The 22,069-nt window shown below is 65.7% G+C and carries 19 protein-coding genes; 7 read left to right on the top strand and 12 right to left on the bottom strand.

The window, feature by feature from the left end; genetic code table 11:
- Window position 1: 1 nt before the first annotated feature.
- Window positions 2-1,813 carry an ATP-binding cassette domain-containing protein gene (locus IVB46_RS25800; protein ID WP_247312062.1) on the top strand — a complete coding sequence of 604 codons (1,812 nt, stop codon included), beginning with the start codon at window positions 2-4 and terminating at the stop codon, window positions 1,811-1,813.
- 3 nt (window positions 1,814-1,816) lie between these two features.
- Window positions 1,817-2,896: a D-TA family PLP-dependent enzyme gene (locus IVB46_RS25795; protein WP_071914872.1), complete on the top strand. Its 1,080-nt coding sequence runs from the start codon at window positions 1,817-1,819 to the stop codon at window positions 2,894-2,896.
- Here the strand turns inward: IVB46_RS25795 and IVB46_RS25790 are convergent.
- Window positions 2,893-3,795: a LysR family transcriptional regulator gene (locus IVB46_RS25790; RefSeq protein ID WP_247343727.1), complete on the bottom strand. Its 903-nt coding sequence runs from the start codon at window positions 3,793-3,795 to the stop codon at window positions 2,893-2,895. The genes IVB46_RS25795 and IVB46_RS25790 overlap by 4 nt on opposite strands.
- A 91-nt stretch (window positions 3,796-3,886) precedes the next feature.
- Here IVB46_RS25790 and IVB46_RS25785 point away from each other — a divergent pair, with 91 nt between their 5' ends.
- Window positions 3,887-5,104, top strand: coding sequence for an MFS transporter (locus IVB46_RS25785; RefSeq protein WP_247343724.1), 1,218 nt, complete (start codon window positions 3,887-3,889; stop codon window positions 5,102-5,104).
- Here the strand turns inward: IVB46_RS25785 and IVB46_RS25780 are convergent, their stop codons facing one another.
- From IVB46_RS25780 to IVB46_RS25745, 8 genes are all read right to left on the bottom strand, one after another.
- Window positions 5,105-6,325, bottom strand: coding sequence for a TIGR03862 family flavoprotein (locus IVB46_RS25780; RefSeq protein ID WP_256468639.1), 1,221 nt, complete (start codon window positions 6,323-6,325; stop codon window positions 5,105-5,107). It lies immediately after the preceding gene.
- Entirely contained in the window at window positions 6,322-7,239 is a 918-nt protein-coding gene (locus IVB46_RS25775) for an SDR family NAD(P)-dependent oxidoreductase (RefSeq protein ID WP_247312049.1), read from the bottom strand. The genes IVB46_RS25780 and IVB46_RS25775 overlap by 4 nt, the downstream gene beginning before the upstream one ends.
- Before the next feature lie 281 nt (window positions 7,240-7,520).
- The gene (locus IVB46_RS25770) at window positions 7,521-8,000 is read right to left on the bottom strand and encodes a MaoC family dehydratase (RefSeq protein WP_166095395.1); all 480 of its coding nucleotides are present in this window, start codon (window positions 7,998-8,000) and stop codon (window positions 7,521-7,523) included.
- Window positions 8,001-9,716, bottom strand: coding sequence for an AMP-binding protein (locus tag IVB46_RS25765; protein ID WP_247312046.1), 1,716 nt, complete (start codon window positions 9,714-9,716; stop codon window positions 8,001-8,003). It lies immediately after the preceding gene.
- Complete coding sequence (gene mmsB / locus IVB46_RS25760; RefSeq protein ID WP_346016141.1) at window positions 9,716-10,612, bottom strand: 3-hydroxyisobutyrate dehydrogenase; 897 nt, start codon at window positions 10,610-10,612, stop codon at window positions 9,716-9,718. Before mmsB ends, IVB46_RS25765 begins: the two co-directional genes overlap by 1 nt.
- A 24-nt stretch (window positions 10,613-10,636) precedes the next feature.
- Window positions 10,637-11,704, bottom strand: coding sequence for an enoyl-CoA hydratase/isomerase family protein (locus IVB46_RS25755; protein ID WP_247312040.1), 1,068 nt, complete (start codon window positions 11,702-11,704; stop codon window positions 10,637-10,639).
- Complete coding sequence (locus IVB46_RS25750) at window positions 11,701-12,846, bottom strand: acyl-CoA dehydrogenase family protein (RefSeq protein ID WP_247343721.1); 1,146 nt, start codon at window positions 12,844-12,846, stop codon at window positions 11,701-11,703. The genes IVB46_RS25755 and IVB46_RS25750 overlap by 4 nt, the downstream gene beginning before the upstream one ends.
- Window positions 12,847-12,868: 22 nt before the next feature.
- Complete coding sequence (locus tag IVB46_RS25745; protein ID WP_071914887.1) at window positions 12,869-14,365, bottom strand: CoA-acylating methylmalonate-semialdehyde dehydrogenase; 1,497 nt, start codon at window positions 14,363-14,365, stop codon at window positions 12,869-12,871.
- Window positions 14,366-14,466: 101 nt separating this feature from the next.
- Between IVB46_RS25745 and IVB46_RS25740 the strand changes: the two genes are divergently transcribed.
- Entirely contained in the window at window positions 14,467-15,375 is a 909-nt protein-coding gene (locus IVB46_RS25740) for a LysR family transcriptional regulator (RefSeq protein ID WP_247312034.1), read from the top strand.
- A 238-nt stretch (window positions 15,376-15,613) separates the two neighbouring features.
- Here IVB46_RS25740 and IVB46_RS25735 read toward each other — a convergent pair whose 3' ends face one another.
- Both IVB46_RS25735 and IVB46_RS25730 read right to left on the bottom strand, forming a co-directional pair.
- On the bottom strand, window positions 15,614-16,234 hold the full coding sequence (locus tag IVB46_RS25735; protein ID WP_247312030.1) for a TetR/AcrR family transcriptional regulator: 621 nt from the start codon (window positions 16,232-16,234) through the stop codon (window positions 15,614-15,616).
- A gap of 69 nt (window positions 16,235-16,303) precedes the next feature.
- Window positions 16,304-16,834, bottom strand: coding sequence for a PaaI family thioesterase (locus IVB46_RS25730; RefSeq protein ID WP_247312028.1), 531 nt, complete (start codon window positions 16,832-16,834; stop codon window positions 16,304-16,306).
- A gap of 153 nt (window positions 16,835-16,987) precedes the next feature.
- On the opposite strand from IVB46_RS25730, the gene IVB46_RS25725 reads away from it, so the two are divergent.
- The 3 genes from IVB46_RS25725 to IVB46_RS25715 all read left to right on the top strand — a co-directional run bounded on the left by IVB46_RS25725 (window position 16,988) and on the right by IVB46_RS25715 (window position 20,653).
- Window positions 16,988-17,758 (top strand): enoyl-CoA hydratase, encoded by a 771-nt coding sequence (locus tag IVB46_RS25725; RefSeq protein ID WP_247312023.1) that lies wholly within the window; start codon window positions 16,988-16,990, stop codon window positions 17,756-17,758.
- A 289-nt stretch (window positions 17,759-18,047) separates the two neighbouring features.
- Window positions 18,048-19,244, top strand: coding sequence for an acetyl-CoA C-acyltransferase (locus IVB46_RS25720; protein WP_247312020.1), 1,197 nt, complete (start codon window positions 18,048-18,050; stop codon window positions 19,242-19,244).
- A 113-nt stretch (window positions 19,245-19,357) separates the two neighbouring features.
- Window positions 19,358-20,653: an MFS transporter gene (locus tag IVB46_RS25715; protein ID WP_247312018.1), complete on the top strand. Its 1,296-nt coding sequence runs from the start codon at window positions 19,358-19,360 to the stop codon at window positions 20,651-20,653.
- Here the strand turns inward: IVB46_RS25715 and IVB46_RS25710 are convergent.
- A complete protein-coding gene (locus IVB46_RS25710; protein WP_247312014.1) occupies window positions 20,650-22,053 on the bottom strand; it encodes a carbohydrate porin in 1,404 nt (467 codons plus the stop codon). The genes IVB46_RS25715 and IVB46_RS25710 overlap by 4 nt on opposite strands.
- Window positions 22,054-22,069: the final 16 nt, after the last annotated feature.

The following is a 22,069-nucleotide window of genomic DNA, read 5'->3' as shown; positions in this document are numbered from 1 at the left end:
CATGGCGCCGCCCCTGATCCAACTCAAAGACATCAAGCTCACCTTTGGCGGCACGCCGCTGCTCAGCGGCGTCGAGCTCAACGTCGCGCCGAGCGAGCGCGTCTGCCTGATCGGCCGCAACGGCTCAGGCAAGTCGACGCTGCTGAAGATCGCAGCCGGCCTCGTCGAGCCCGACGGCGGCACGCGCTTCGTGCAGCCGGGCGCGACCGTTCGCTATCTGCCGCAGGAGCCGGATTTCGGCGACCACAAGACTACGCTCGCTTATGTCGAGGCGGGCCTGGCGCCCGGCGACGATCCGTACCAGGCGCGCTACCTCGTGGAGCAGCTCGGGCTCACCGGCAACGAGAACCCGGCCAACGTCTCCGGCGGCGAGGCCCGCCGTGCCGCGCTGGCTCGCGTGCTGGCGCCCTCGCCCGACATATTGCTGCTGGACGAGCCGACCAACCATCTGGACCTCTCCACCATCGAATGGCTGGAAAAGGAGCTCGACAGCCGCCGCGGCGCGCTGGTGATCATCAGCCATGACCGCCGTTTCCTCACCAATCTCTCGCGCTCGACCGCATGGCTCGACCGCGGCAAGATCAAGCAGATCGACCGTGGCTTCGCCTCGTTCGAGAGCTGGCGCGACGAGGTGCTCGCCGAGGAAGAGCGCGACCAGCACAAGCTCGACCGCAAGATCGTCGACGAGGAGCACTGGCTGCGCCACGGCGTCTCCGGCCGCCGCAAGCGCAACGTCAAGCGGCTCGGCAATCTGCATGCACTGCGCGACCAGCGCCGCAATTATCGCGGCACGGCCGGCACCGCCAGTCTCGCTGCGTCCGAAGCGGAGCAATCCGGCAAGCTGGTGATCGAGGCCAAGGGCATCACCAAGGCCTTCGGCGACCGCGTGATCGTCGACAATTTCTCGACCCGCATCCAGCGCGGCGACCGGCTCGGCATCGTCGGACCGAACGGCGCCGGCAAGACCACGCTGGTCAACCTGCTGACCGGCGGCGCGGAGCCTGATTCCGGCATCGTGCGGCTCGGCGCCAATCTTGAGACGGCCACGCTCGACCAGCACCGCGAAAGCCTCGATCCCAAATCGACGCTGGCCGAGGCGCTAACCGGCGGCCGTGGCGACCAGATCATGGTCGGCGGCAAACCGAAGCATGTGGTCGGCTACATGAAGGACTTCCTGTTCGCCCAGGAGCAGCGCGGCACGCCTGTCGAGGTGCTCTCGGGCGGTGAGCGCGGCCGGCTGATGCTGGCGCGCGCGCTGGCAAAGCCCTCGAACCTGCTGGTGCTGGACGAACCGACCAACGATCTTGACCTCGAAACGCTTGACGTGCTCGAGGACATGCTCGGCGACTACGAAGGCACGGTGATCCTGATCAGCCACGACCGCGACTTCCTTGACCGCGTCGTCACGTCCGTGATCGCCCCCGAAGGCAACGGCAAGTGGACCGAATATGCCGGCGGCTACAGCGACATGCTGGCGCAGCGCGGTGCCGATCTCAAGCGCGACACGACGAAGGCGCAAGCCCCCGCGGAGAAGAAAGAGGAGCGGCTGGCTGCTCCGCCCGCCACGACAAAACGTCGGTTGAGCTTCAACGAGAAGCACGCGCTGGAAACGCTGCCGAAGAAGATCGAGACCCTGCACGCCGACATTGCCAAGCTGCAGCGCTTCCTCGATGATCCCAATCTCTACACCAAAGACCGCAAGAAATTCGACGACACCTCCGCCGCCATCGCCAAGGCGCACGACGAATTATCCGCCGCCGAAGAGCGCTGGCTCGAACTGGAAATGCTCCGCGAAGAGATTGAACAGGCTTAACTCATGACCACTCCCCTCGCCGCCAAGATCGCCCGTGAATATGGCACACCCTGCGCCGTCATCGACATGGACCGGGTCGAGCGCAACATCGCGCGGATCCAGAAGGCCTGCGACGATGCGGGTGTCGCCAACCGGCCGCACATCAAGACGCACAAGAACCCGACGATCGCGAAGCTGCAGGTCGCAGCGGGCGCCAAGGGCATCACCTGCCAGAAGCTCGGCGAGGCCGAGATCATGGCCAATGCCGGCATCGACGACATCCTGATCAGCTACAATCTGCTCGGCGAAGAGAAGATGGCACGCCTGGGCGCGCTGCAGGCGAAGGCGAACATGACGGTCGCTGCCGATAACTCGACGGTCGTCGCCGGCCTGCCCAAGGCAGCCGCGGCCTCGGGTCGTCCGCTCTCGGTCGTGGTCGAATGCGATACGGGGCGCAAGCGCGCGGGCGTCGAGACCCCGGCTGAGGCGATTGCGCTGGCCCGCGAGATCGCCGGGTCCAAGGGGCTCGAATTCGCCGGCTTCATGCTGTACCCGACCGAGACCGGCTGGGCCGACGCGCAGAAATTCTACGACGAGGCGCTGGCCGGCGTGCGCGCGCACGGATTGGACGCCAAGATCGTCTCGACCGGCGGCACGCCGAACCTGAAGAATCTCGGCAAGCTCAAGGGCGGCACCGAGCATCGCTTCGGCACCTACATCTACAATGACCGCATGCAGGTCGCCGCCGGCTCCGCCACCTGGGACGATTGCGCGCTGCACATCTATTCGACGGTCGTCAGCCGCGCCGCACCCGAGCGCGGCATTCTGGACGCCGGCTCCAAGACGCTGACGACGGACACCGGCGGCCTCGACGGCCACGGCCTGATCCTGGAGCACCCCGAGGCCAAAATTGCGCGCTTCGCGGAAGAACACGGCTTCCTCGACCTCTCACGCAGCAACACGCGCCCCAATGTCGGCGACGTCGTGCGGATCGTGCCGAACCACGTCTGCGTCGTCGTCAACATGATGGACGAGGTCGTGATGGTGCGCGGCGAGGAGATCATCGGCACGCTGCCGGTGGCGGCGCGCGGGAAGCTGCGCTAGGCGCGAATTAGAGTTTGCAGCTCCCGATCCAGTCCGTCGCGGAACAGGTTGATCGGGCGAGTCGGTCGCCCGGCCGGCGGGCGATGCACCAGCCATGCGCGCACGGCGGGATTGAACTCCCGCGCAGCGACCGGCTTGAGCTTGTCGCGAAATGCGCTGCGCTTCAGCCCGATCGGCGTGACCAGGCCGACGCCCAGACCGCGTGACACCAGCGACAGCCGAAGCTCGCTGTCCAGCGCCTCCACGGCGACGGTGAACGGTAAATGCTCTGCATCGAAGCGACGCTTGAGTGTGTCGCGAAATCCGCAACCGTCCTGGTTGATCACCCACGAGAGCTGCGACAGGCGCTCCAGGTCGACGGTGCGCGGAATCTTCATGTCGCGCGCGACGACGAACACCACCGGCTGCGACCCGAGATCGTCGGCGACGAGATCGGCAGGCGGCATTGCCCCGTCAGGCAGGCAGATCGCGGCGGCATCCAGCTCGTTGCGGCTGACCCGCTCGACTTGGTTGGGCGACCAGCCCGAGACAACGCGCACGCTCAGTGCGGGAAATTCGGCACGCACCGCGTCGAGCGGCGCGCTGAGTCCGGCCTCGGAGAGAAACGGCGTGAGGCCGAGCCTGAACTCGCCGCGCACAACGCCGTCATTGGCGACGCCTGACTTGAGGTCGTCCAGCATCCGAAGAAGGCGCCGGCCCTGCTCATAGGCCTCACGACCTGCGGCCGTGGGCTTCAACGGTTTCGACAGGCGGTCCAACAACTGCGCGCCCAGCATCTCCTCGAGATTCTGGATGCGCCGGGTTACGCCAGGCTGCGTGAGATTGAGGCGCGTCGAGGCGGCAACGATTGATCCGGTCTCGACCACAGCGACGAAGGCGACAAGGTCATGGGTATTCATAACGAACTCGCATATTCTTTATAGGCTTAATTGAATTGTAGCATATTAGTCACCCCGCTTAAAGGGGACCCCGTACCCTGCGCGAGGTCCCATGACCATCTCCGAAACCACCAAGCACGCATCCCCGAAGCAACTTGCCGAGCGATCCCTGATCTGGCTCGGCGCCATCACCACCGGCGTCGTCGTCACCAATTTGTTCGCGCCGCAGATCCTCGTTGGACTGATCGGCCGGTCGCTGGTCATGACCGCCTGGCAGGCTGGCCTCGTCAGCACGCTAACGCTGCTCGGCTATGCGCTCGGCCTGTTGTTGCTGGTGCCGCTGGTCGATCTCATCGAGAACCGGCGCCTGATCCTGCGCACGCTCGGCTGCGCGATCTTCGCGGCACTGGCAACGGCGCTCGCGCCGACGCCGTCGCTGCTATTGCTCGCCACGTTCATTCTCGGCGCCTCCTGCGCCGCGATCCAGATGATGGTTCCGCTCGTGGCTTCGATGGTGGCGCCCGAGCGTCGCGGCCAGGCCATCGGTGAAGTCATGAGCGGATTGATGATCGGCATCCTGCTGTCGCGGCCAGCAGCGAGCCTGATCGCAGATCTCTGGAGCTGGCGTGCCTATTATCTCGCCTCAGCCATCCTGATGACGTTCCTCGCAGGTGCGCTCGGCCGTTATCTGCCGACGCTGCGACCGGCAGCCCGCGTCGGCTACGGCGAATTGCTCCGCTCGTTCCCAAAGCTGCTGCGGGAAGAACCTGTGCTGCGCGTGCGGGCCTGGACCGCATCGCTGGTCATGGCCTCCTTCACCGCCTTCTGGTCGGCGGTCGCGCTGCGCCTGCCGGAGGCGCCATTCGGCCTCGACTCCAAGGGCATCGCGGCCTTCGCGCTGATCGGCGTCGCAGGCGCCGCGGCGACACCGCTCGCTGGCCGCTGGGGCGATAAGGGCTGGGCGCGCCCGCTGTTTCTTGTGGCGCATCTGCTCATCATCGGCTCGCTCGCGCTCTGCGCCGTGGCCGGTGCGATGGAGTCCCGCATGGCGGCTCTGCTGGTATTGAGCCTCGGCACGATCCTGCTCGACGTCGGCATCACCGCCGACCAGACGCTCGGCCGCCGCGCCATCAATCTGCTGCCCCCCGAGGTGCGCGGCCGCATCAACGGCCTGTTCGTTGCGCTGTTCTTCATCGGCGGCGGCGTCGGCTCCGCAGCGGCCTCGCTGGCCTGGAGTATTGGCGGCTGGACCGCTGTCTGCGTGGTCGCGGCGAGCTTTGGTGTGCTAGGTCTTCTCACCGATCTTCTGACCAGGACCGGCACGTCGTGATCAGGACGACGCGAGCCATCGCAACACGCCCCTTCCGGCCGCCGCCCCCGTCGCAAACGACGCCTGCAACAGATAGCCGCCGGTCGGCGCCTCCCAGTCCAGCATCTCGCCGGCGGCGCACACGCCGGGCAGCTTTCGCAGCATGAAGTGGTCATTGAGCTCGTCGAAGGTCACCCCGCCCGCCGTCGAGATGGCGCGCTCGATCGGGGCAACGCCGGTGAGCTGAACCGGAACGGCGTTGATCAGCTTCGCAAGCTCCGCCGGCGAGAACGTTGCCAGCGGCCGGCCGGATGCGATGGCGGCCTCCTGCATCAGGCCGATGCCGACCGGCGACAGCTGCGCCGCCTTGCGCAGGAAGTTCGCGAGCGATTGCTTGCCGCGCGTGCCCGACAGGCGCGTGGTCAGCGCATCAGCCTCGAGGTCGGGCCGCAATGCGATCGTCAGCATCGCCTGCCCAAGACCCAGCACCGCCTCGCGCAGCTCGGCCGACAACGCGTAGATGGCGCCACCTTCGATGCCGCTGCGCGTGATCATGGCTTCGCCGCGGACCGTATGCACCCCGATCGTCAGCGCCACGCCCTTGAGCGGCTGGCCCTCAAAGCGGTCGCGGAACACGTCGGACCATGCGACGGTGAAGCCGGAATTGGCCGGCCGCAGCTTCGAGATGGCAATACCTTTCGCGGCAAGGATATCGACCCAGCCGCCGTCGGAGCCCAGCCGCGGCCAGCTTGCGCCGCCGAGCGCGAGGACTGTGGCCTTGGCCGCGATGGCCTGCACGCCGTCGGCTGTTTTAAACCGAAGCCGTCCTTGGTCGTCCCAGCCGGTCCAGCGATGACGAAACGCGAAACGCACACCGGCGGCGTCGAGGCGTCGCAGCCAGGCGCGCAGCAAGGGCGAGGCTTTGAACGCCTTTGGAAACACGCGCCCGCTGCTGCCGACGAAAGTCGGCTCGCCCAGCGCCGCGCTCCAGGCGCGGAGCCCATCGGGCGAGAACGCCGCGATCGCCGCTTGCAGCATCGGCGCTGCCTCGCGATAGCGCGCCATGAACTGCGGCAGCGGCTCGCTGTGGGTGAGATTGAGCCCGCCACGACCGGCCATTAGGAGCTTGCGGCCCGCGGACGGCATGGCGTCGTAGACAGTGACGCGGGCGCCGCCCTGCGCCAGCACCTCCGCCGCCATCAACCCGGCGGGACCGGCACCGATGACGGCGACGTCAGTCAGAGCTTGATCCCCGCCCGTGCCGCGGCCTGCGCCACATACTTCTGCGTCTGCTCGAACGCGCCTTGCAGCGCCTTCGCCTTCGACATGTCGCTGATCTCGACGAAATGCGCGGCGACCGCATCCGGCGTCCATTCGGATTCCGGCAGGTTGATGCCTTCGCTCTCCAGGATCTTGATCACGGCGAAGGAGCCGGCGCCGGCGCCCATGATGGTGCGGGTCGGTGCGTCCTCGCTCAGCATGTACTCGACAGCGGGCGTGATCGCGTTCGGCTTCATCAGTTGCAGCGCTTGCGGCGGCAGCAGCTCTTCCGTCATGCGGGTCGCCGCGGTCGGCGAGATGATGTTGACGCGGATGTCGGTCTTGCGGCCTTCCTCGGCCAGCACGTTCATCAGGCCGACCATGCCGGACTTGGCCGCGCCGTAATTGGCCTGGCCGAAATTGCCGTAGAGGCCGGAGGACGAGGTCGTCAGCACGATGCGCCCGTAATTGCGGTCGCGCATGCCGGCCCAGGCCGCCTTGCAGCAATAGAAGGTGCCGACGAGATGCACGTCGAGCACCTTCTGGAAATCGGCGGCCTCCATCTTGCCGAACGACTTGTCGCGAAGGATGCCGGCATTGGCGCACATCAGGTCGACGCTGCCCCACTCCTTGGTGGCGCGCTCCACCATGGCGGTGACCTGTTCGAAATTGGAGACGTCGGCGCCGTCGGCCATCGCGGTGCCGCCGGCTTTGCGGATCTCCTCGACGACGGCTTCGGCCGGCGACAGCGAGCCGCCGCTGCCGTCACGCGCGCCGCCGAAATCGTTGACGACGACTTTTGCGCCGCGGCTGGCCAGCCCCAGCGCATGCGCGCGTCCGAGGCCATTACCCGCGCCGGTGACGATGGCGACACGTCCGTCGAACCTGATTGCCATGAGTGCTTCCTTTCTTCCTTCTCCCCTTGTGGGAGAAGGTGGCATAGGCGGCCTTCGGCCGCCGTCCTAAAAAGACGCCGACGCGTAGCGTCGGCTACGGCGCCGGATGAGGGGTATCTCTCGGCAGCCGAGCTCGTGGAGAGATACCCCTCACCCGGCTTCGCGTTCCGCGAAGCCACCCTCTCCCACAGGGGGAGAGGGTAAGAGCGCTCCGCACGAGATTTGGTCAGCTTTTGAGCAGCGATGGGTTGCCGGGTCAAGCCCGGCAACGACACATCGGGTCAGGCGAAATAGATCAACCCCAGCCAGTCGGCGACCAGCGCCGGCTTGTCCTCGCCCTCGATCTCCACCGTGACGTTGGTGCGGGACTGCAACTCGTTGGGCTTGCGCAGCTTGGCTTCGGCCAACATGAAACGGCCGCGGACGCGCTTGCCCGAGCGCACCGGCGAGATGAAGCGCAGCTTGTCGAAGCCGTAATTGACGCCCATCGTGGTGCCGGCGATGACCGGCATCACCTCGTACGACATGATCGACAGCAGCGACATCGTCAGGAAGCCGTGGGCGATGGTGGTGCCGAAGGCGGTCTCTTTCTTCGCGCGCTCCGGATCGACATGGATGAACTGGTGATCCTCAATCACGTCGGCATAGGTGTCGATGCGGGGCTGATCGACCAGGTGCCACGACGACACGCCGATCTCCTTGCCGACCATGGCCTGATAGGCTTCGAGGGAAATCGGCGGCTTCTTCCAGACTTCGTTCACTTAGGTCTCACTCCGTGTTTTCGGCAGCTCCGGAAAATCCTCTTCCCGGAATTCGCGACCGCGCAGGGGATCGTTGCGGTCGTCGTCGCGCTCCAGCCGTCTGAGCTGCACGCGGCGGATCTTGCCCGAGATCGTCTTCGGCAGCTCGGTGACGATTTCAAGGCGGCGGATGCGCTTGAACGGTGCAAGGCGCGTGTGCAGATGCCTGAAGATCGAGAGCGCGGTCTCGGGCGAGCGCTCCGCACCTGATGTCAGCAGCACAAAGGCCTTGGGGATCGCGAGCCGGATCGGGTCCGGGCTCGGCACCACCGCAGCTTCTGCGACGAGCTCATGCTCGAGCAGCACGCTCTCGAGCTCGAACGGGCTGATGCGATAGTCGGAGGATTTGAACACGTCGTCGGAACGGCCAACGAAGGTGAGATAGCCATCCTCGTCCGCGAACACGACGTCACCGCTGCGGTAGAGCGTGCCTTCCGCGCCCGAGAGCTTGCCGTCGTCGCCCTGATAACCCTGCATCAGGCCGGCCGGACGGTCAGCACCCAGCACCAGGGCCACCTCGCCTTCCTTCGCCGGATGGCCGTCGGCGTCGCTGACCTGTACGCGATAGCCCGGCAGCGGCCGGCCCATCGAGCCGACCTTGATCTTTTGCCCAGGCGAGTTGCCGGCTAGCGCGGTGGTCTCGGTCTGGCCGTAGCCGTCGCGGATGGTGAGGCCCCAGGCGGCCTGCACCTGGTCGATCACTTCCGGATTGAGCGGCTCGCCGGCGCCGCAGACCTCGCGCAAGCTCACCTTGAACGACGCAAGGTTCTCCTGGATGAACAGCCGCCACACCGTCGGCGGCGCGCACAGCGTGGTGACGCCGCAGCGGCCGATGGTGGCGAGCAGCCCCTTGGCATCGAAGCGCGGCTGGTTGACCACGAACACGGTCGCGCCCGCGTTCCACGGCGCGAAGAAACAGCTCCAGGCGTGCTTGGCCCAGCCGGGCGATGAGATGTTGAGATGGACGTCGCCCGGCTTCAGCCCGATCCAATACATGGTCGAGAGGTGGCCGACGGGATAACTGCGCTGGCTGTGCAGCACCAGCTTTGGTTTCGCCGTGGTGCCCGAGGTGAAATAGAGCAGCATCGGGTCGTCGGCATTGGTCGGACCGTCAGCCGTAAAGCTCTCCGACGCCTTCGTTGCGTCATCGTACGAAAGCCAGCCATCGGAGGACGTGCCGACGACGATGCGGACGATGTTCTCCGCACCAAGGCTCGCGAATTTCGCGACCTGGTCCTGGGCCGCGACCACCGCCTTCGCCTTGCCGCGATCGAGTCGGTCGCGCAGCTCGTCCGCGGTGAGCAGCGTGGTGGCGGGAATCACGACGACGCCGAGCTTCATCGCCGCCAGCATCGTCTCCCACAACGGCACCACATTGCCGAGCAGCAGCAGCAGGTGATCGCCGCGCTTCAGACCCTGCGCGCGCAGGAAGTTGGCGACCTGGTTGGAGCGCTGCGAGAGCGCCGCGAAAGACAGCTTGGTTTGCTTGTCCTGTGCGGCATCGACGATCCAGAGCGCGGGCCGGTCCTTGGCGTCCGCATCCTTCGCGAGCTCGTCGAACCAGTCGAGCGCCCAATTGAAGGGAACTGGATCGGGCCAGCGGAAGTCTTTGACCGCTGTCTCGTAATCCGTGCGGTGTTTTAGCAGAAACGCGCGCGCGTCCTGAAATGTCGTCATTAGGCTTTCCCGGCTAGCCCCCTAACGTGCTTGATAATTCCGGAAAAATCCACCCCGCCCTGCCCGGCGGCATCGAAGGACTGATAGATCTCCTGCGCATGCTTGCCGAGCGGCGTGGCCGCGCCCGCGGCCTTGGCGGCGTCCTGCGCCAGCGTCAGATCCTTCACCATCAGCGCCGAGGCAAAGCCCGGCTTGTAATCGTTGTTGGCGGGCGAGGTCGGCACCGGGCCCGGCACCGGGCAATAGGTCGTCAGCGACCAGCATTGGCCCGACGAGGTCGAGGCAACGTCGAACAGCGCCTGATGCGAGAGTCCGAGCTTCTCGCCCAGCGCAAAGGCCTCGCTCACCGCGATCATGGAGATGCCGAGGATCATGTTGTTGCAGATCTTGGCCGCCTGACCTGCGCCGGCGCCGCCGCAATGCACGATCTTCTTGCCCATCTTCTCCAGCACGGGCCTTGCCGCAGCGAACGCGCCCTCCTCGCCGCCGCACATGAAGGTGAGGGTCGCACCCTTGGCACCGCCCGTGCCGCCGGACACCGGCGCGTCGACCGAGAGCACGCCGTGCTTGGCCGCCAGCGCATGCGCCTGACGCGCGCTCTCGACGTCGATGGTGGAGCTGTCGATGATCAGCGCGCCCTTGGCCATGGCGGGAACGACCTCGCTCCAGACGCCGAGCACGTGTTTGCCGGCCGGCAGCATGGTGACGACGACATCGGCGCCCTTCACCGCACCCGCAGCGCTGTCGGCAATGCCGGCGCCATCGGCCTTGGCCTGGTTGCGGGAGGCCTCGGCGAGATCGAACGCCACCACCTTGTGGCCGGCCTTGACCAGATTGGCAGCCATCGGGCCGCCCATGTTGCCGAGACCGATGAATGCGATCGTGGCCATATCGATATCCTCCGCTAGACGTTTCGTTGATTAGTTGAACTTCAGTTCGTCGGCGCCGATCTCGGCGAAATACGGCGCAATCATCGCCGGCGTCACGTCCTCGATGCGCGGCGGCGACCAGGTCGGATTGCGGTCCTTGTCGATCACGGCCGCGCGCACGCCTTCGCGGAAATCATCGCTGCGAAAGACCTCCAGCGCGGCGCGATATTCGCGCACCAGGCACTCTTCCAGGCTCGATGCCGTGCGCGCGAGCCGCAGCAGCTTCAACGTCACCACCATGCCGCGTGGCGATTTCTCGTTGAGCGTCTTCAGCGTGGCCTGCGCGAACTCGGAGCCGTCGCGCTTGAGCGCAGCGACGATGTCCTCCATGCGGTCGAACCCGAACAGCGCGTCGATAACAGGCTCTTTCGCGGCGACCGGTCCCGCGGTCTCACCGGTCGCAAAGCCGTTGATGAGCTTGCTGACATCGGCTGCGGTCGCCCCAGAAGGAGTCCTTGTCAGAGCCTCGCGCAGTTCCGGCAATTTCAAGGCCGGCACGACAGCATCGGCGAACTTCGCATGGATCGCATCGGGCCCGTTCATGGTCTGACCGGTCAGGCCGAAATACGTGCCTATCTCCCCCGGCGAGCGCGACAACAGAAAGGTGCCGCCGACATCCGGGAAGAAGCCGAGCCCGACCTCGGGCATCGCGAGCCTGGTGCGGTCGGTGACGACGCGGTGGCTTGCATGGGCGGAGAGCCCGACGCCACCGCCCATCACGATGCCGTCCATGAACGCGACATAGGGTTTTGGGAATCTCTTGATCCGGGCATTGAGGATGTACTCCTCACGCCACAGGATCTTGCCGAGGTCACCGTTGACCTTCGAGCTTTCCCAGAGCGTGCGGATGTCGCCGCCGGCGCACAGGCCGCGCTCGCCGGCCCCCTCCAGCAGGATCACGGCGACGGCGGAATCGGCCTCGAAGCGGTCGAGCGCCTTTTCGATGTCGCGAAACATCTCCAGCGTCACGGCGTTGATGGCCTTGGGGCGATTGAGCCGGATCACGCCAGCTGCGCCCTCGACACGGGCGACCAGATCGCCTTCCTCCACTGAACTCATCGCGCGCCCTCGATCAATTTGCGCGCCACGATGAGCCGCATGATTTCATTGGTGCCTTCGAGGATCTGGTGCACGCGGAGATCGCGTACGATCTTCTCGATGCCGTATTCGCTGAGATAGCCGTAGCCGCCATGGAGCTGGAGCGCCTGGTTGGCGACCTCGAAGCCGACATCGGTGCCGAAGCGCTTTGCCATGGCGCAGAGCATGGTGGCATCGGGGTCCTTGCGGTCGAGCGCGGCGGCGGCGCGCCACAGGAAGGTGCGCGCGGCCTCGAGCTCGATCGCCATATCGGCGAGCCGGAATTGCAATGCCTGGAATTCGTCAAGACGTTTTCCAAAGGCCTTGCGCTCCTTCATGTAGGTGCGCGCCTTGTCGAGCGCGGTCTGCGCGCCGCCGAGCGAGCATGCGGTGATGTTGAGGCGGCCGCCATCGAGGCCGGCCATCGCAATCTTGAAGCCGATGCCCTCCTCGCCCAGCCGGTTGGCAACCGGCACGCGGGCGTTCTCGAACATCACGGCGCGGGTCGGCTGCGCATTCCAGCCCATCTTACGCTCATTGGCGCCGTAGGAGACGCCGGGCGTGTTGCCGTCGATCACGAGGGTCGAGATGCCGCCGGGGCCGTCACCGCCAGTTCGGACCATGGCGACAAGAAGATCCGTGCCGCCAGCGCCGGAGATGAACTGCTTCTGGCCGTTGAGGACGTAATGATCGCCGTCGCGCGCGGCACGGGTGCGCAGCGCTGCCGCATCGGAGCCGGCGCCCGGCTCGGTCAGGCAGTAGCTCGCAATCAGCTCCATCGAGCAGAGTTTTGGCAGCCATTTGTGGCGCTGGGTGTCGCTGCCGAAGGCATCGATCATCCAGGACGCCATGTTGTGGATGGAGATGAAGGCCGAGGTGGTCGGACAGCCCGTCGCCAGCGCCTCGAAGATCAGCGCCGCGTCGAACCGCGTCATGGCGGAACCACCGACATCCTCGCGGATGTAGATGCCGCCCATGCCGAGGGTCGCCGCCTCGCGCATCACGTCGACGGGGAAATGCTTTTCCTCGTCCCAGCGCAACGCGTGCGGCGCGATCTTCTCGGCCGCAAACGCCAACGCCATGTCGCGAACCGCGACCTGATCCTCGTTCAGAGCGAACTGCATCCCGGCCTCGCTCTTGAGAGGGTTACTTCATCAGCGGGATCGAGAACTCCGCACCTTCCTTGACGCCAGACGGCCAGCGCGAAGTCACCGTCTTGGTCTTGGTGTAGAAGCGCACCGAGTCCGGGCCGTGCTGGTTGAGATCGCCGAAGCCCGACTTCTTCCAGCCGCCGAAAGTGTAATAGGCGATCGGCACCGGGATCGGCACGTTGACGCCGACCATGCCGACATTGACCTTGGCCGCGAAGTCGCGCGCGGCATCGCCGTCGCGGGTGAAGATGGCGACACCGTTGCCGTAGTCATGGTCCGACGGCAGCGCCAGCGCCTCCTTGTAGTCGTGCGCGCGCACGACCGAGAGCACGGGCCCGAAGATCTCTTCCTTGTAGATCCGCATGTCCTTGGTGACGTTGTCGAACAGCGAACCGCCGAGATAGAAGCCCTTCTCGTAGCCCTGCATCTTGAAGCCGCGGCCGTCGACGGCGAGTGTCGCGCCTTCCTTGATGCCGATGTCGATGTAGCTCTTGACCTTCTCGACCGCCTCGCGCGTGACCAGCGGACCGTAGTCCGCCGACGGATCGATCGAGGTGCCGATCTTGAGCGACTCGACGCGCGGGATCAGCTTTTCCATCAGCCGGTCGGCGGTGGACTTGCCGACGGGAACGGCGACGGAGACGGCCATGCAGCGCTCGCCGGCCGAGCCGTAGCCCGCACCGATCAGCGCGTCGACCGCCTGGTCCATGTCCGCGTCGGGCATGATGATGGCGTGGTTCTTGGCGCCGCCAAAGCACTGGCAGCGCTTGCCGGTCTGGGCTGCGCGCTCGTAGATGTATTGCGCGATCGGCGTGGAGCCGACGAAGCCGACGGCCTTGATGTCGGGATCATCCAGGATGGCGTCGACAGCTTCCTTGTCGCCGTTGACGACGTTGAGTATGCCGGCCGGCAGGCCCGCCTCGATCATCAGCTCAGCGAGCATCATCGGCACGCCGGGGTCGCGCTCGGACGGCTTCAGGATGAAGGCGTTGCCGCAGGCGATGGCCGGGGCGAACTTCCACATCGGGATCATCGCCGGAAAATTGAACGGTGTGATGCCGGCGACGACGCCGAGCGGCTGGCGCATGGAATAGATGTCGATGCCGGGGCCGGCGCCTTCGGTGTATTCGCCCTTCATCAGATGCGGGATGCCGCAGGCGAATTCCGCGACTTCCAGGCCGCGCTGAATGTCGCCCTTGGCGTCAGGCACGGTCTTGCCATGCTCACGCGCGAGCAGCTCGGCGAGCTTGTCGTAGTCGCGCTGCACCAGTTCCACGAACTTCATCATGACGCGGGCCCGGCGCTGCGGGTTGGTCGCGGCCCATTCCGGCTGCGCGGCGCGGGCGTTCTCCACGGCAGCGCGGACCTCGGCCTTGGACGCCAGCGCCACCTTGGCCTGGACGTCACCGGTCATCGGCTCGAATACGTCCGCCGTCCGGCCTGAGGTGCCCTTGACCTCCTTGCCACCGATGAAATGTCCGATTGAACGCATGGAATGATCTCCTGAGGTCGAGCGTGAACGCTTTGACAAATCCTATCGACCTGCATTTTATAGGATTCAAGTCTGAGATAATGCACCATAGATGTGCGAAAATGCTGGATCAAGGTAGCATCGACTGGGACGACTTCCGCTTCGTGCTGGCCATCGTGCGGGGCGGCTCGGTTTCGGCTGCGGCTAAACAGCTCGGAGTGGACCACGCCACCGTGATCCGCCGTGTCGACCGGCTGGAGAAACACCTCTCGGCAAAGCTGTTTGACCGGCGCAAGACCGGCTATCTCCTCACCGAGGCCGGCCAGCGCGTCGCCGACAGCGCGGAAGCCATGGAATCGACCATCGTCGCCAACCAGGAGCAGGTCGGCGGCTCGGTGGCGCGGCTGACCGGAACGGTGCGGATCGGCGCGCCCGACGGGTTCGGCACCGCCTTCCTGGCGCCGCGGCTGGCGCCCTTCGCGGATCGTTATCCCGACCTCGATCTGCAACTTGTGGCCACCGCGCGGCTGTTCAGTCTCTCCAAGCGCGAGGCCGATATCGCGATCAGCCTGACCATGCCGAAGGAAGGCCGCATCGTCGGCCGCAAGCTCCTGGACTACCGCCTCGGGCTTTATGCGGCGCCGGCCTATCTCGACCGCTTCCCGAAGATCACCTCGCGGCAGGATCTGCCGCAGCATCGCTTCGTCGGCTATATCGAGGAACTCCTGTTCACGCCCGAGCTCGACTACCTCCCGCAGGTATCGCCGCGGATTTCGGCGCGCTTCCGCAGCGCCAATCTGATCGCACAGCTCAATTCCACGCTCGCAGGCTTCGGCATCGCCGTGCTCCCGCACTTCATGGCGAGTGATTATCCGCAGCTGGTGGCGGTGCTGCCGGAGGAGATATCGATCACGCGGACGTTCTGGATGCTGATGCACGCGGACAGCAAGGACCTCGCGCGGATCCGCGCGGTGGCCGATTACATCGGCGAGATCGTGGAGCGCGAGCGGGCGTTGTTTGCGGGGCGGTAATGACGGTCTCGTAGGGTGGGCAAAGGCGCCCTAGCGCCGTGCCCACCATCTCTCCACACTCACGGCTGCATGGTGGGCACGCTTCGCTTTGCCCACCCTACGGCACTGCCAAACCCTCATGGTGGGGAAGCGCGAAGCGCCGTCTCGAACCATGCAGGCCGACATCTCGCCCGCAGCCATCCTTCGAGACGACCGCTTCGCGGTCTCCTCAGGATGAGGTTCTGAGAGCGTAGTTGGCCTAATTCTGCTTCGCCTTCTTCGCCGCCATCACCTTCGGCTCGCGTTTCGCGCCATCGAGCGCGCTGTCCTTGCCCGCCTTCAGCACCTCGTCCGACAATTCGCTGGAGCCGGCAATGCGCGCCAGCAGCATGGTGCCGGCCATCGTGGCCAGCGTCGCGATCGCCTGCTTGCGCGCGGCCTTGCGCTGCAGGTTGGGGATGAAATCGGTCATCATCTCGACCATCTCGTCGAGCTTTCCGGCAAAGGCCTTGCGCGTCTTCGGGCTCTCGCGGGCGATCTCGGCGCCGAGCGCGGGAATCGAGCAGCCGTGGCCGGGATTATCCCGATGCAGCGCCGAAAGATAGGTCTCGACGATCTGGGTCAGTTGCTTTTCGGGCGCGACCTGATCGGACTGCTTGCGCCAGTGCTCCATCGAGCGGTCCATGGCATAGGCAAAGGCCTCGATCACCAGCGCCTCGCGCGAGTCGAAATGCGCGTAGAAGCCGCCATGGGTCAGGCCCGCCTCCTTCATGAGGTCGGCGACGCCGATGCCGTGAGCGCCCTTTTCGCGCAGCCGCACGGAGGCCTTCTTCACGATTCGGTCGTGGGTTTCCTGCTTGTGTTCCCGGGAATAGCGCATGCGGGTCTCATTGAATGTCGGAGATCATCTCATAACACAGAAATGGACCAGGCGGTGCATTAATTCATGTTAAGTTGTCGCGCCGATCATGGAAAAGGTTGCAGTTGCATGGACTGCGAGCGCACCCTTGCCGTCGCGCACGAAGCCTTCCGTGTAGCTGGCCTGGCGTCCCAGCTTGATGATCTTGCCTTCGGCCGAGATCAGCCCGGAACGGACCGACAGCGGGCGCAGGAACGTCATTTTCAGGTCGAGCGTCACTGACGACTGCCCGGCCTCCAGCCGCGTCGAGATCGCGCAGCCCATGGCGGTATCAATCAGCGCCGCGGCGGTCGCGCCGTGCAGGAGGCCAATGGTATTTTCGAGATCCTCGCGCGGCTCAAGTTCCATCACGATCCGGCCCGGCTCGACCACGGCCATGGTGAAACCGATCAATTTTGCGAAGGGCGGCGGCGGCAACCGGCCGTCGCGGATTCCCAGCATCGCGTCCATGCCTGAAAGCCCCATCGCTGCTTTTGCAACCGGCGCAGGCACCTGCCAGTCCACCACGCGCTCACGCCGCTGCGCGGGCGAAAACAGGTCGAGTTGATCGTTACAGGTCATGGCGGCCTCTTTGTATGATGTATGTCATACTATGTCACGAACTTCGCCATGGCAACTCCGCCCCCCACCCGCTTGACAAGCAGAGCGTTTCGGCACCGAAGTGATCCCGACCCGCGCGCCTCGCGCATGTCCACGAAACTCCGAGATGCTCCGATGGAAATGCTCAACAATCACTGCGGCGTGACGCGCGATGCGCGCGGCGTCGTTCATGTCGCGATCTGCAACGCCGGCTCGCTGAACATTCTGGGCTCGCCCGTCACCGATGCCGTGCGCGAAGGCCTGCAGACCCTCGCGACTGACGGCAGCATCCGCGTCGTGGTGCTGCGCGGCCAGAGCGAGAAGAGCATGATCGGCGGCGCCGACATCAAGGAGATGGCCAAGCTCGACCAGAGGTCGGCCGAAGCCTTCATCAGCCGCCTGCGTGATCTCTGCGAGGCCGTCCGCCAATTCCCGGCCCCCGTGATCGCGCGGATGCCGGGCTGGTGCCTCGGCGGTGGCCTCGAAGTCGCCGCCGCCTGCGATTTTAGGATCGCTGCACACGATGCGCATTTCGGCATGCCGGAGGTCCGCGTCGGCATCCCCTCGGTGATCCACGCCGCCCTGCTGCCGCGCCTGATCGGCTGGGCCCGCGCGCGCTGGCTGGTGATGACGGCGGAGAACATCGACGCGCCGACGGCGCTGGCCTGGGGGCTGATCGACAAGGTCGCGCCGGAGGGTGGATTGGACGCAGAGGTCGAAGACCTCGTGAAGGCGCTGCTCGAATGCGGCCCGGAGGCGCTGCGGTCGCAAAAGGCGCTGCTGCGGCAATGGGAGGAATTACCGCTGACGGAGTCGGTAAATCTCAGCGTCAAGGTGTTCGGCGAGTCATTCCTGACGGACGAGCCGACGCGGCTGATGCAGGCGTTCGTGAACAGGAAGAGGTAATCCAAAGACAGTGTCATGCCCCGCGATGGCGGGGCATCCAGTACGCCGCGGCCCCTCGATGCATCACAGCTGTCTCGGAGTACTGGATCGCCCGCCTTCGCGGGCGATGACAGTGTTTGGTGTGGCGGCTACCGCCCCCCTAGCCGCAGCCCAAGCCGCACCCCTCCTCCAATCGAACGACCAAATCTCATCCGAACCACGACAATTTCTCATGCCGGCCGCGGTTGCATTTTTTGCGCCGCATCATATGATGACCATAATCTTTTCCGTCATCGCTGGGAGTTTCATCATGGCCGAAGCCACCGATCCCGTCGTCATCGTCTCCGCCGCCCGCACCCCGCTCGGCCGCTTCATGGGCGAGCTGTCGCCGCTGGCGGCACACAAGCTCGGATCGCATGTGATCAACGCCGCGCTGGAGCGCGCCAAGCTTGCGCCCGCGAAGGTGGATGAAATTTTCATGGGCTGTGTGCTGCCGGCCGGACTAGGCCAGGCGCCGGCTCGCCAGGCGGCGCGCGCGGCCGGCCTGCCCGACGCCACGGGCGCGACCACGGTCAACAAGGTCTGCGGCTCCGGCATGAAGGCGACCATGCTGGCGCACGACATCATCCGCGCCGGCTCGGCCGAGATCGTCGTTTCCGGCGGCATGGAGAGCATGAGCAACGCGCCCTATCTGCTCGCCAAGGCGCGCGGCGGCTACCGCGCCGGGCACGACCGCATCATCGACCACATGATGATGGACGGGCTGGAGGATGCCTATGAGACCGGCCGCTCCATGGGCGATTTCGGCGAGGCCACCGCGGAGGCCTATCAGTTCACCCGCAAGGACCAGGATGCCTACGCGATGGAAACCCTCAGCCGCGCGCGCAAGGCGGTCGAGGGCGGCGCGTTCAAGGCCGAGATCGCGCCGATCACGCTCACCGAGAAAGCAGGCCCGCGCATCGTCGCCAATGACGAGCATCCGCTGAAGGTCGACCCGGCCAAAATTCCCGGTCTGAAGCCGGCGTTCCGCGCCAATGGCACCATCACGCCGGCGGCCTCGTCCGCCAATGCCGACGGCGCCGCCGCTCTGGTGCTGACGAAGCGCTCGCTCGCGGATCGCAACGGCCTGCCGGCAATTGCCGAGATCAAGGGCCACGCCACGCATAGCCAGGAACCGCAATGGTTCACGACGGCGCCGATCCCTGCAATCCGCAAGCTCCTCGACAAGGTCGGCTGGAGCGCCGGCGACGTCGATCTGTTCGAGATCAACGAGGCCTTCGCCGTGGTGGCGATGGCGGCGCAGCGCGACCTCGGCATCCCGCGCGAGAAGCTGAACATCAACGGCGGCGCCTGCGCGCTCGGCCATCCCATCGGCGCCACCGGCGCGCGGCTGATCGTGACGCTGCTGCACGCGCTCGAGGCGCACAACCTCAAGCGCGGCGTTGCGGCACTCTGCATTGGCGGCGGTGAAGCCACGGCCATCGCCGTGGAGCGTCTGACGCACTGACCTAGACACGTCCGAAAATGAGGGAACTCTGTCATTTTCGACAGACACGTCCCGTGCCATTCTACAAGCTCGTGCAGGTGTCTCAAAGCCTGCCCATCAAACATTGAGGCCCAATGATCTCGAACTGGCTCGCGGCGACACTCGGCCGCCGCAATATCCACTACGGCTGGGTGATGGTCGGCGTGACCTTCCTCACCGCGCTGATCAGCGCCGGCACGGTCGGCGCGCCCGGCGTGTTCATCGTCCCGCTTCAGCACGAGTTCGGCTGGAGCACGGCGCAGATTTCCTCCGCGCTGTCGATCCGCTTCATCCTGTTCGGGCTGATGGCGCCGTTCGCGGCCGCCCTGCTCAACCGCTACGGCCTGCGCAACGTCACGCTGACCGCCCAGCTCATCGTCGTCTCGGCGCTTGTGGCTTCGCTCGGCATGACGCAAGTCTGGCAGCTCGTGTTGCTGTGGGGCGTCGTGATCGGCATCGGCACCGGCATGACCGCGCTGGTGCTGGGCGCCACAATCGCGACGCGCTGGTTCGCCGCACGGCGCGGCCTCGTCGTCGGCATCATGACCGCGAGCGTCGCCACCGGCCAGCTCGTATTCCTGCCGCTGCTCGCAAGCCTGACCGAGCGTTACGGCTGGCGGCTCGCGCTCGGCTTCGTCTGCATCGCGCTCGGCGTCTCCGCCGTGGCGGTTCTCCTCGCGATGCGCGACCGACCGAGCGATGTGGGCCTGCGCCCGTTCGGCGACGAAGGCACCGAGCCCCTGCCGGCCCCGCCGTTCAGCCATGGCTCGATCACCGGCGTTGCGCTCGGCACGCTGCGCGACGCCTCGAAGTCGCGCGCGTTCTGGATCCTGTTTGCGACCTTCTTCGTCTGCGGCGCGTCGACCAACGGCCTCGTCCAGGTGCACCTGATCCCGATGTGCCTCGATTTCGGCATCCCGCAGGTACAGGCGGCAGGCCTGCTCGCCGCGATGGGTATCTTCGACTTCTTCGGCACCATCATGTCGGGCTGGCTGTCGGACCGCTACGACAACCGCTACCTCCTGTTCTGGTACTACGGCCTGCGCGGGCTCTCGCTGATCTTCCTGCCTTTCAGCGACTTCTCGTTCTATGGGCTGTCGATCTTCGCGATGTTCTACGGGCTCGACTGGATCGCCACGGTGCCGCCGACGGTGCGCCTCACCGCGCAGAAGTTCGGACCCGAGCGCGCCAATCTGGTGTTCGGCTGGATCTTTGCCGGCCATCAGCTCGGCGCAGGCACCGCGGCCTTTGGCGCAGGCCTGTCGCGGACGCTGCTTCAGAGCTACCTGCCCGCATTCTTCATCGCCGGCGCGCTCTGCGTGTTCGCCTCGCTGATCGTGCTGGCGCTGTCGCGGCAACCGAAGGCCGAGCCGAAGCCGGCGATGGCCTAATACCTGATCGTGGTGGTGACGCCGAAGACTGCGGCGTCACCGATCCGCGCCACGCCGGTCGGATCATTCGGATTGGGGATGCCGCCGGAGGGGCGGAATACGTATTGGAAGTAAGGCGCGATCAGCCAGCCCGGCTTGATATGCGCCTCGTAGATCATCTCGATCAGCGTCTCGTTGCTGCGCACCGGACTCTGGATGCCGGTGAAAGCCTGCGTATCAATGTCAAGATTGCGCGCGGTGTTTGAAATCCGCATATAAGCCATCGCCACGCCGAAGCGATCGAGCGGACGGCCTGGCGTGAAGCCCACGAAACCGATGCCGCCGTCCACATAAAGGTCGATCAGATTGCGGTCCGGCGGGCTGTAAGCGATGCGGCCGAACGCGGTGATGCCCGGGATCGAGGCTGACGTGGTGTTGTCCTTTACCTCCGGCGGGCGATAGAGCACCTGCTCGATCACGGCGAAGACACCGTAATTGCCGCGAAGTCTTGCAGGCACACCGCTTCCGCCAGGATCGGCGATCGACAGCCCCTCCGCCGTAAAGCGCTGGCTGTCGAACGAGCCGTAATGCTTCCAGGCGCCCGGCGTGAAATTGCCGGCGAGCGGCCGGCCGCCGATATCGATGTCGTAGTTGAAGCGGACCTGCCCGATCACCCACGGCAGATCGTTGACGCGGAACGCCAAGCCATGATGGTCGCGCAGCTGCGGATCCGCCTCGCCCGGACCCGACGGATCGCCGTTGAACACCGCACCGAACGCGGTGATGTTCTCGGTCAACGCCGCCTTGATGCGGATGCCGGGCACCGCGATCGGCGGTGCCGGGCCGCCGGCGGGAAGATTGCTTGCCTTGATCGCGGGCCAGCCGAAGGTGCCGTTGATGAAGAGGTCGTCGGTCTGGCTGTCGAAGAACTCGACGTCGGCGGCCTGCTGGCCGGCCCTGATGTTCAGGCGGTCGCCAAAGAAGCTCTGCTCGAAATAGGCGTTGTAGAGCCGCTGGTCCGGCAGTGCCTCGATCTCGCTGATGGTGGCGAGGTTCATCACGTAGTTGCGGGAGAGCCCCTGGCCGTAGATCACGAACGCATTGGCGTAGAAGCGGCCACCGGTCCAGCCCACGAGCTTGTCGAGATCGGCATCGACCGAGAGATCGAGGCGTCCGAAATGGATGGCGCCACGCTTCACGCCGCCGGAGACGTTGGCGATGTTGTCGGCGATATAGGTGGCGCCGAAATTCAGGCCCTTGTTGGCGAGCCCGTCATGCCATTCGTTGAACCATTTTGGCGCCAGCCATGCGGCCGCGCTTTCGTCCTTGGCGCCGGCGAGCGCGCCGGTGCTCGCGACCGTTGAGGCCAGCACGATCGCGGCCGCATTTCGCAGCGGAAATCTGTGGGACGTCCCGATCACGGCTGATACCGGCTGC

The organism is Bradyrhizobium sp. 61 (assembly GCF_023073075.1).
GTDB classification, from domain to species: domain Bacteria; phylum Pseudomonadota; class Alphaproteobacteria; order Rhizobiales; family Xanthobacteraceae; genus Bradyrhizobium; species Bradyrhizobium barranii.
The sequence above is the reverse complement of the archived record's forward strand: the minus strand, read 5'-3'. Positions and strand labels throughout refer to the sequence as shown.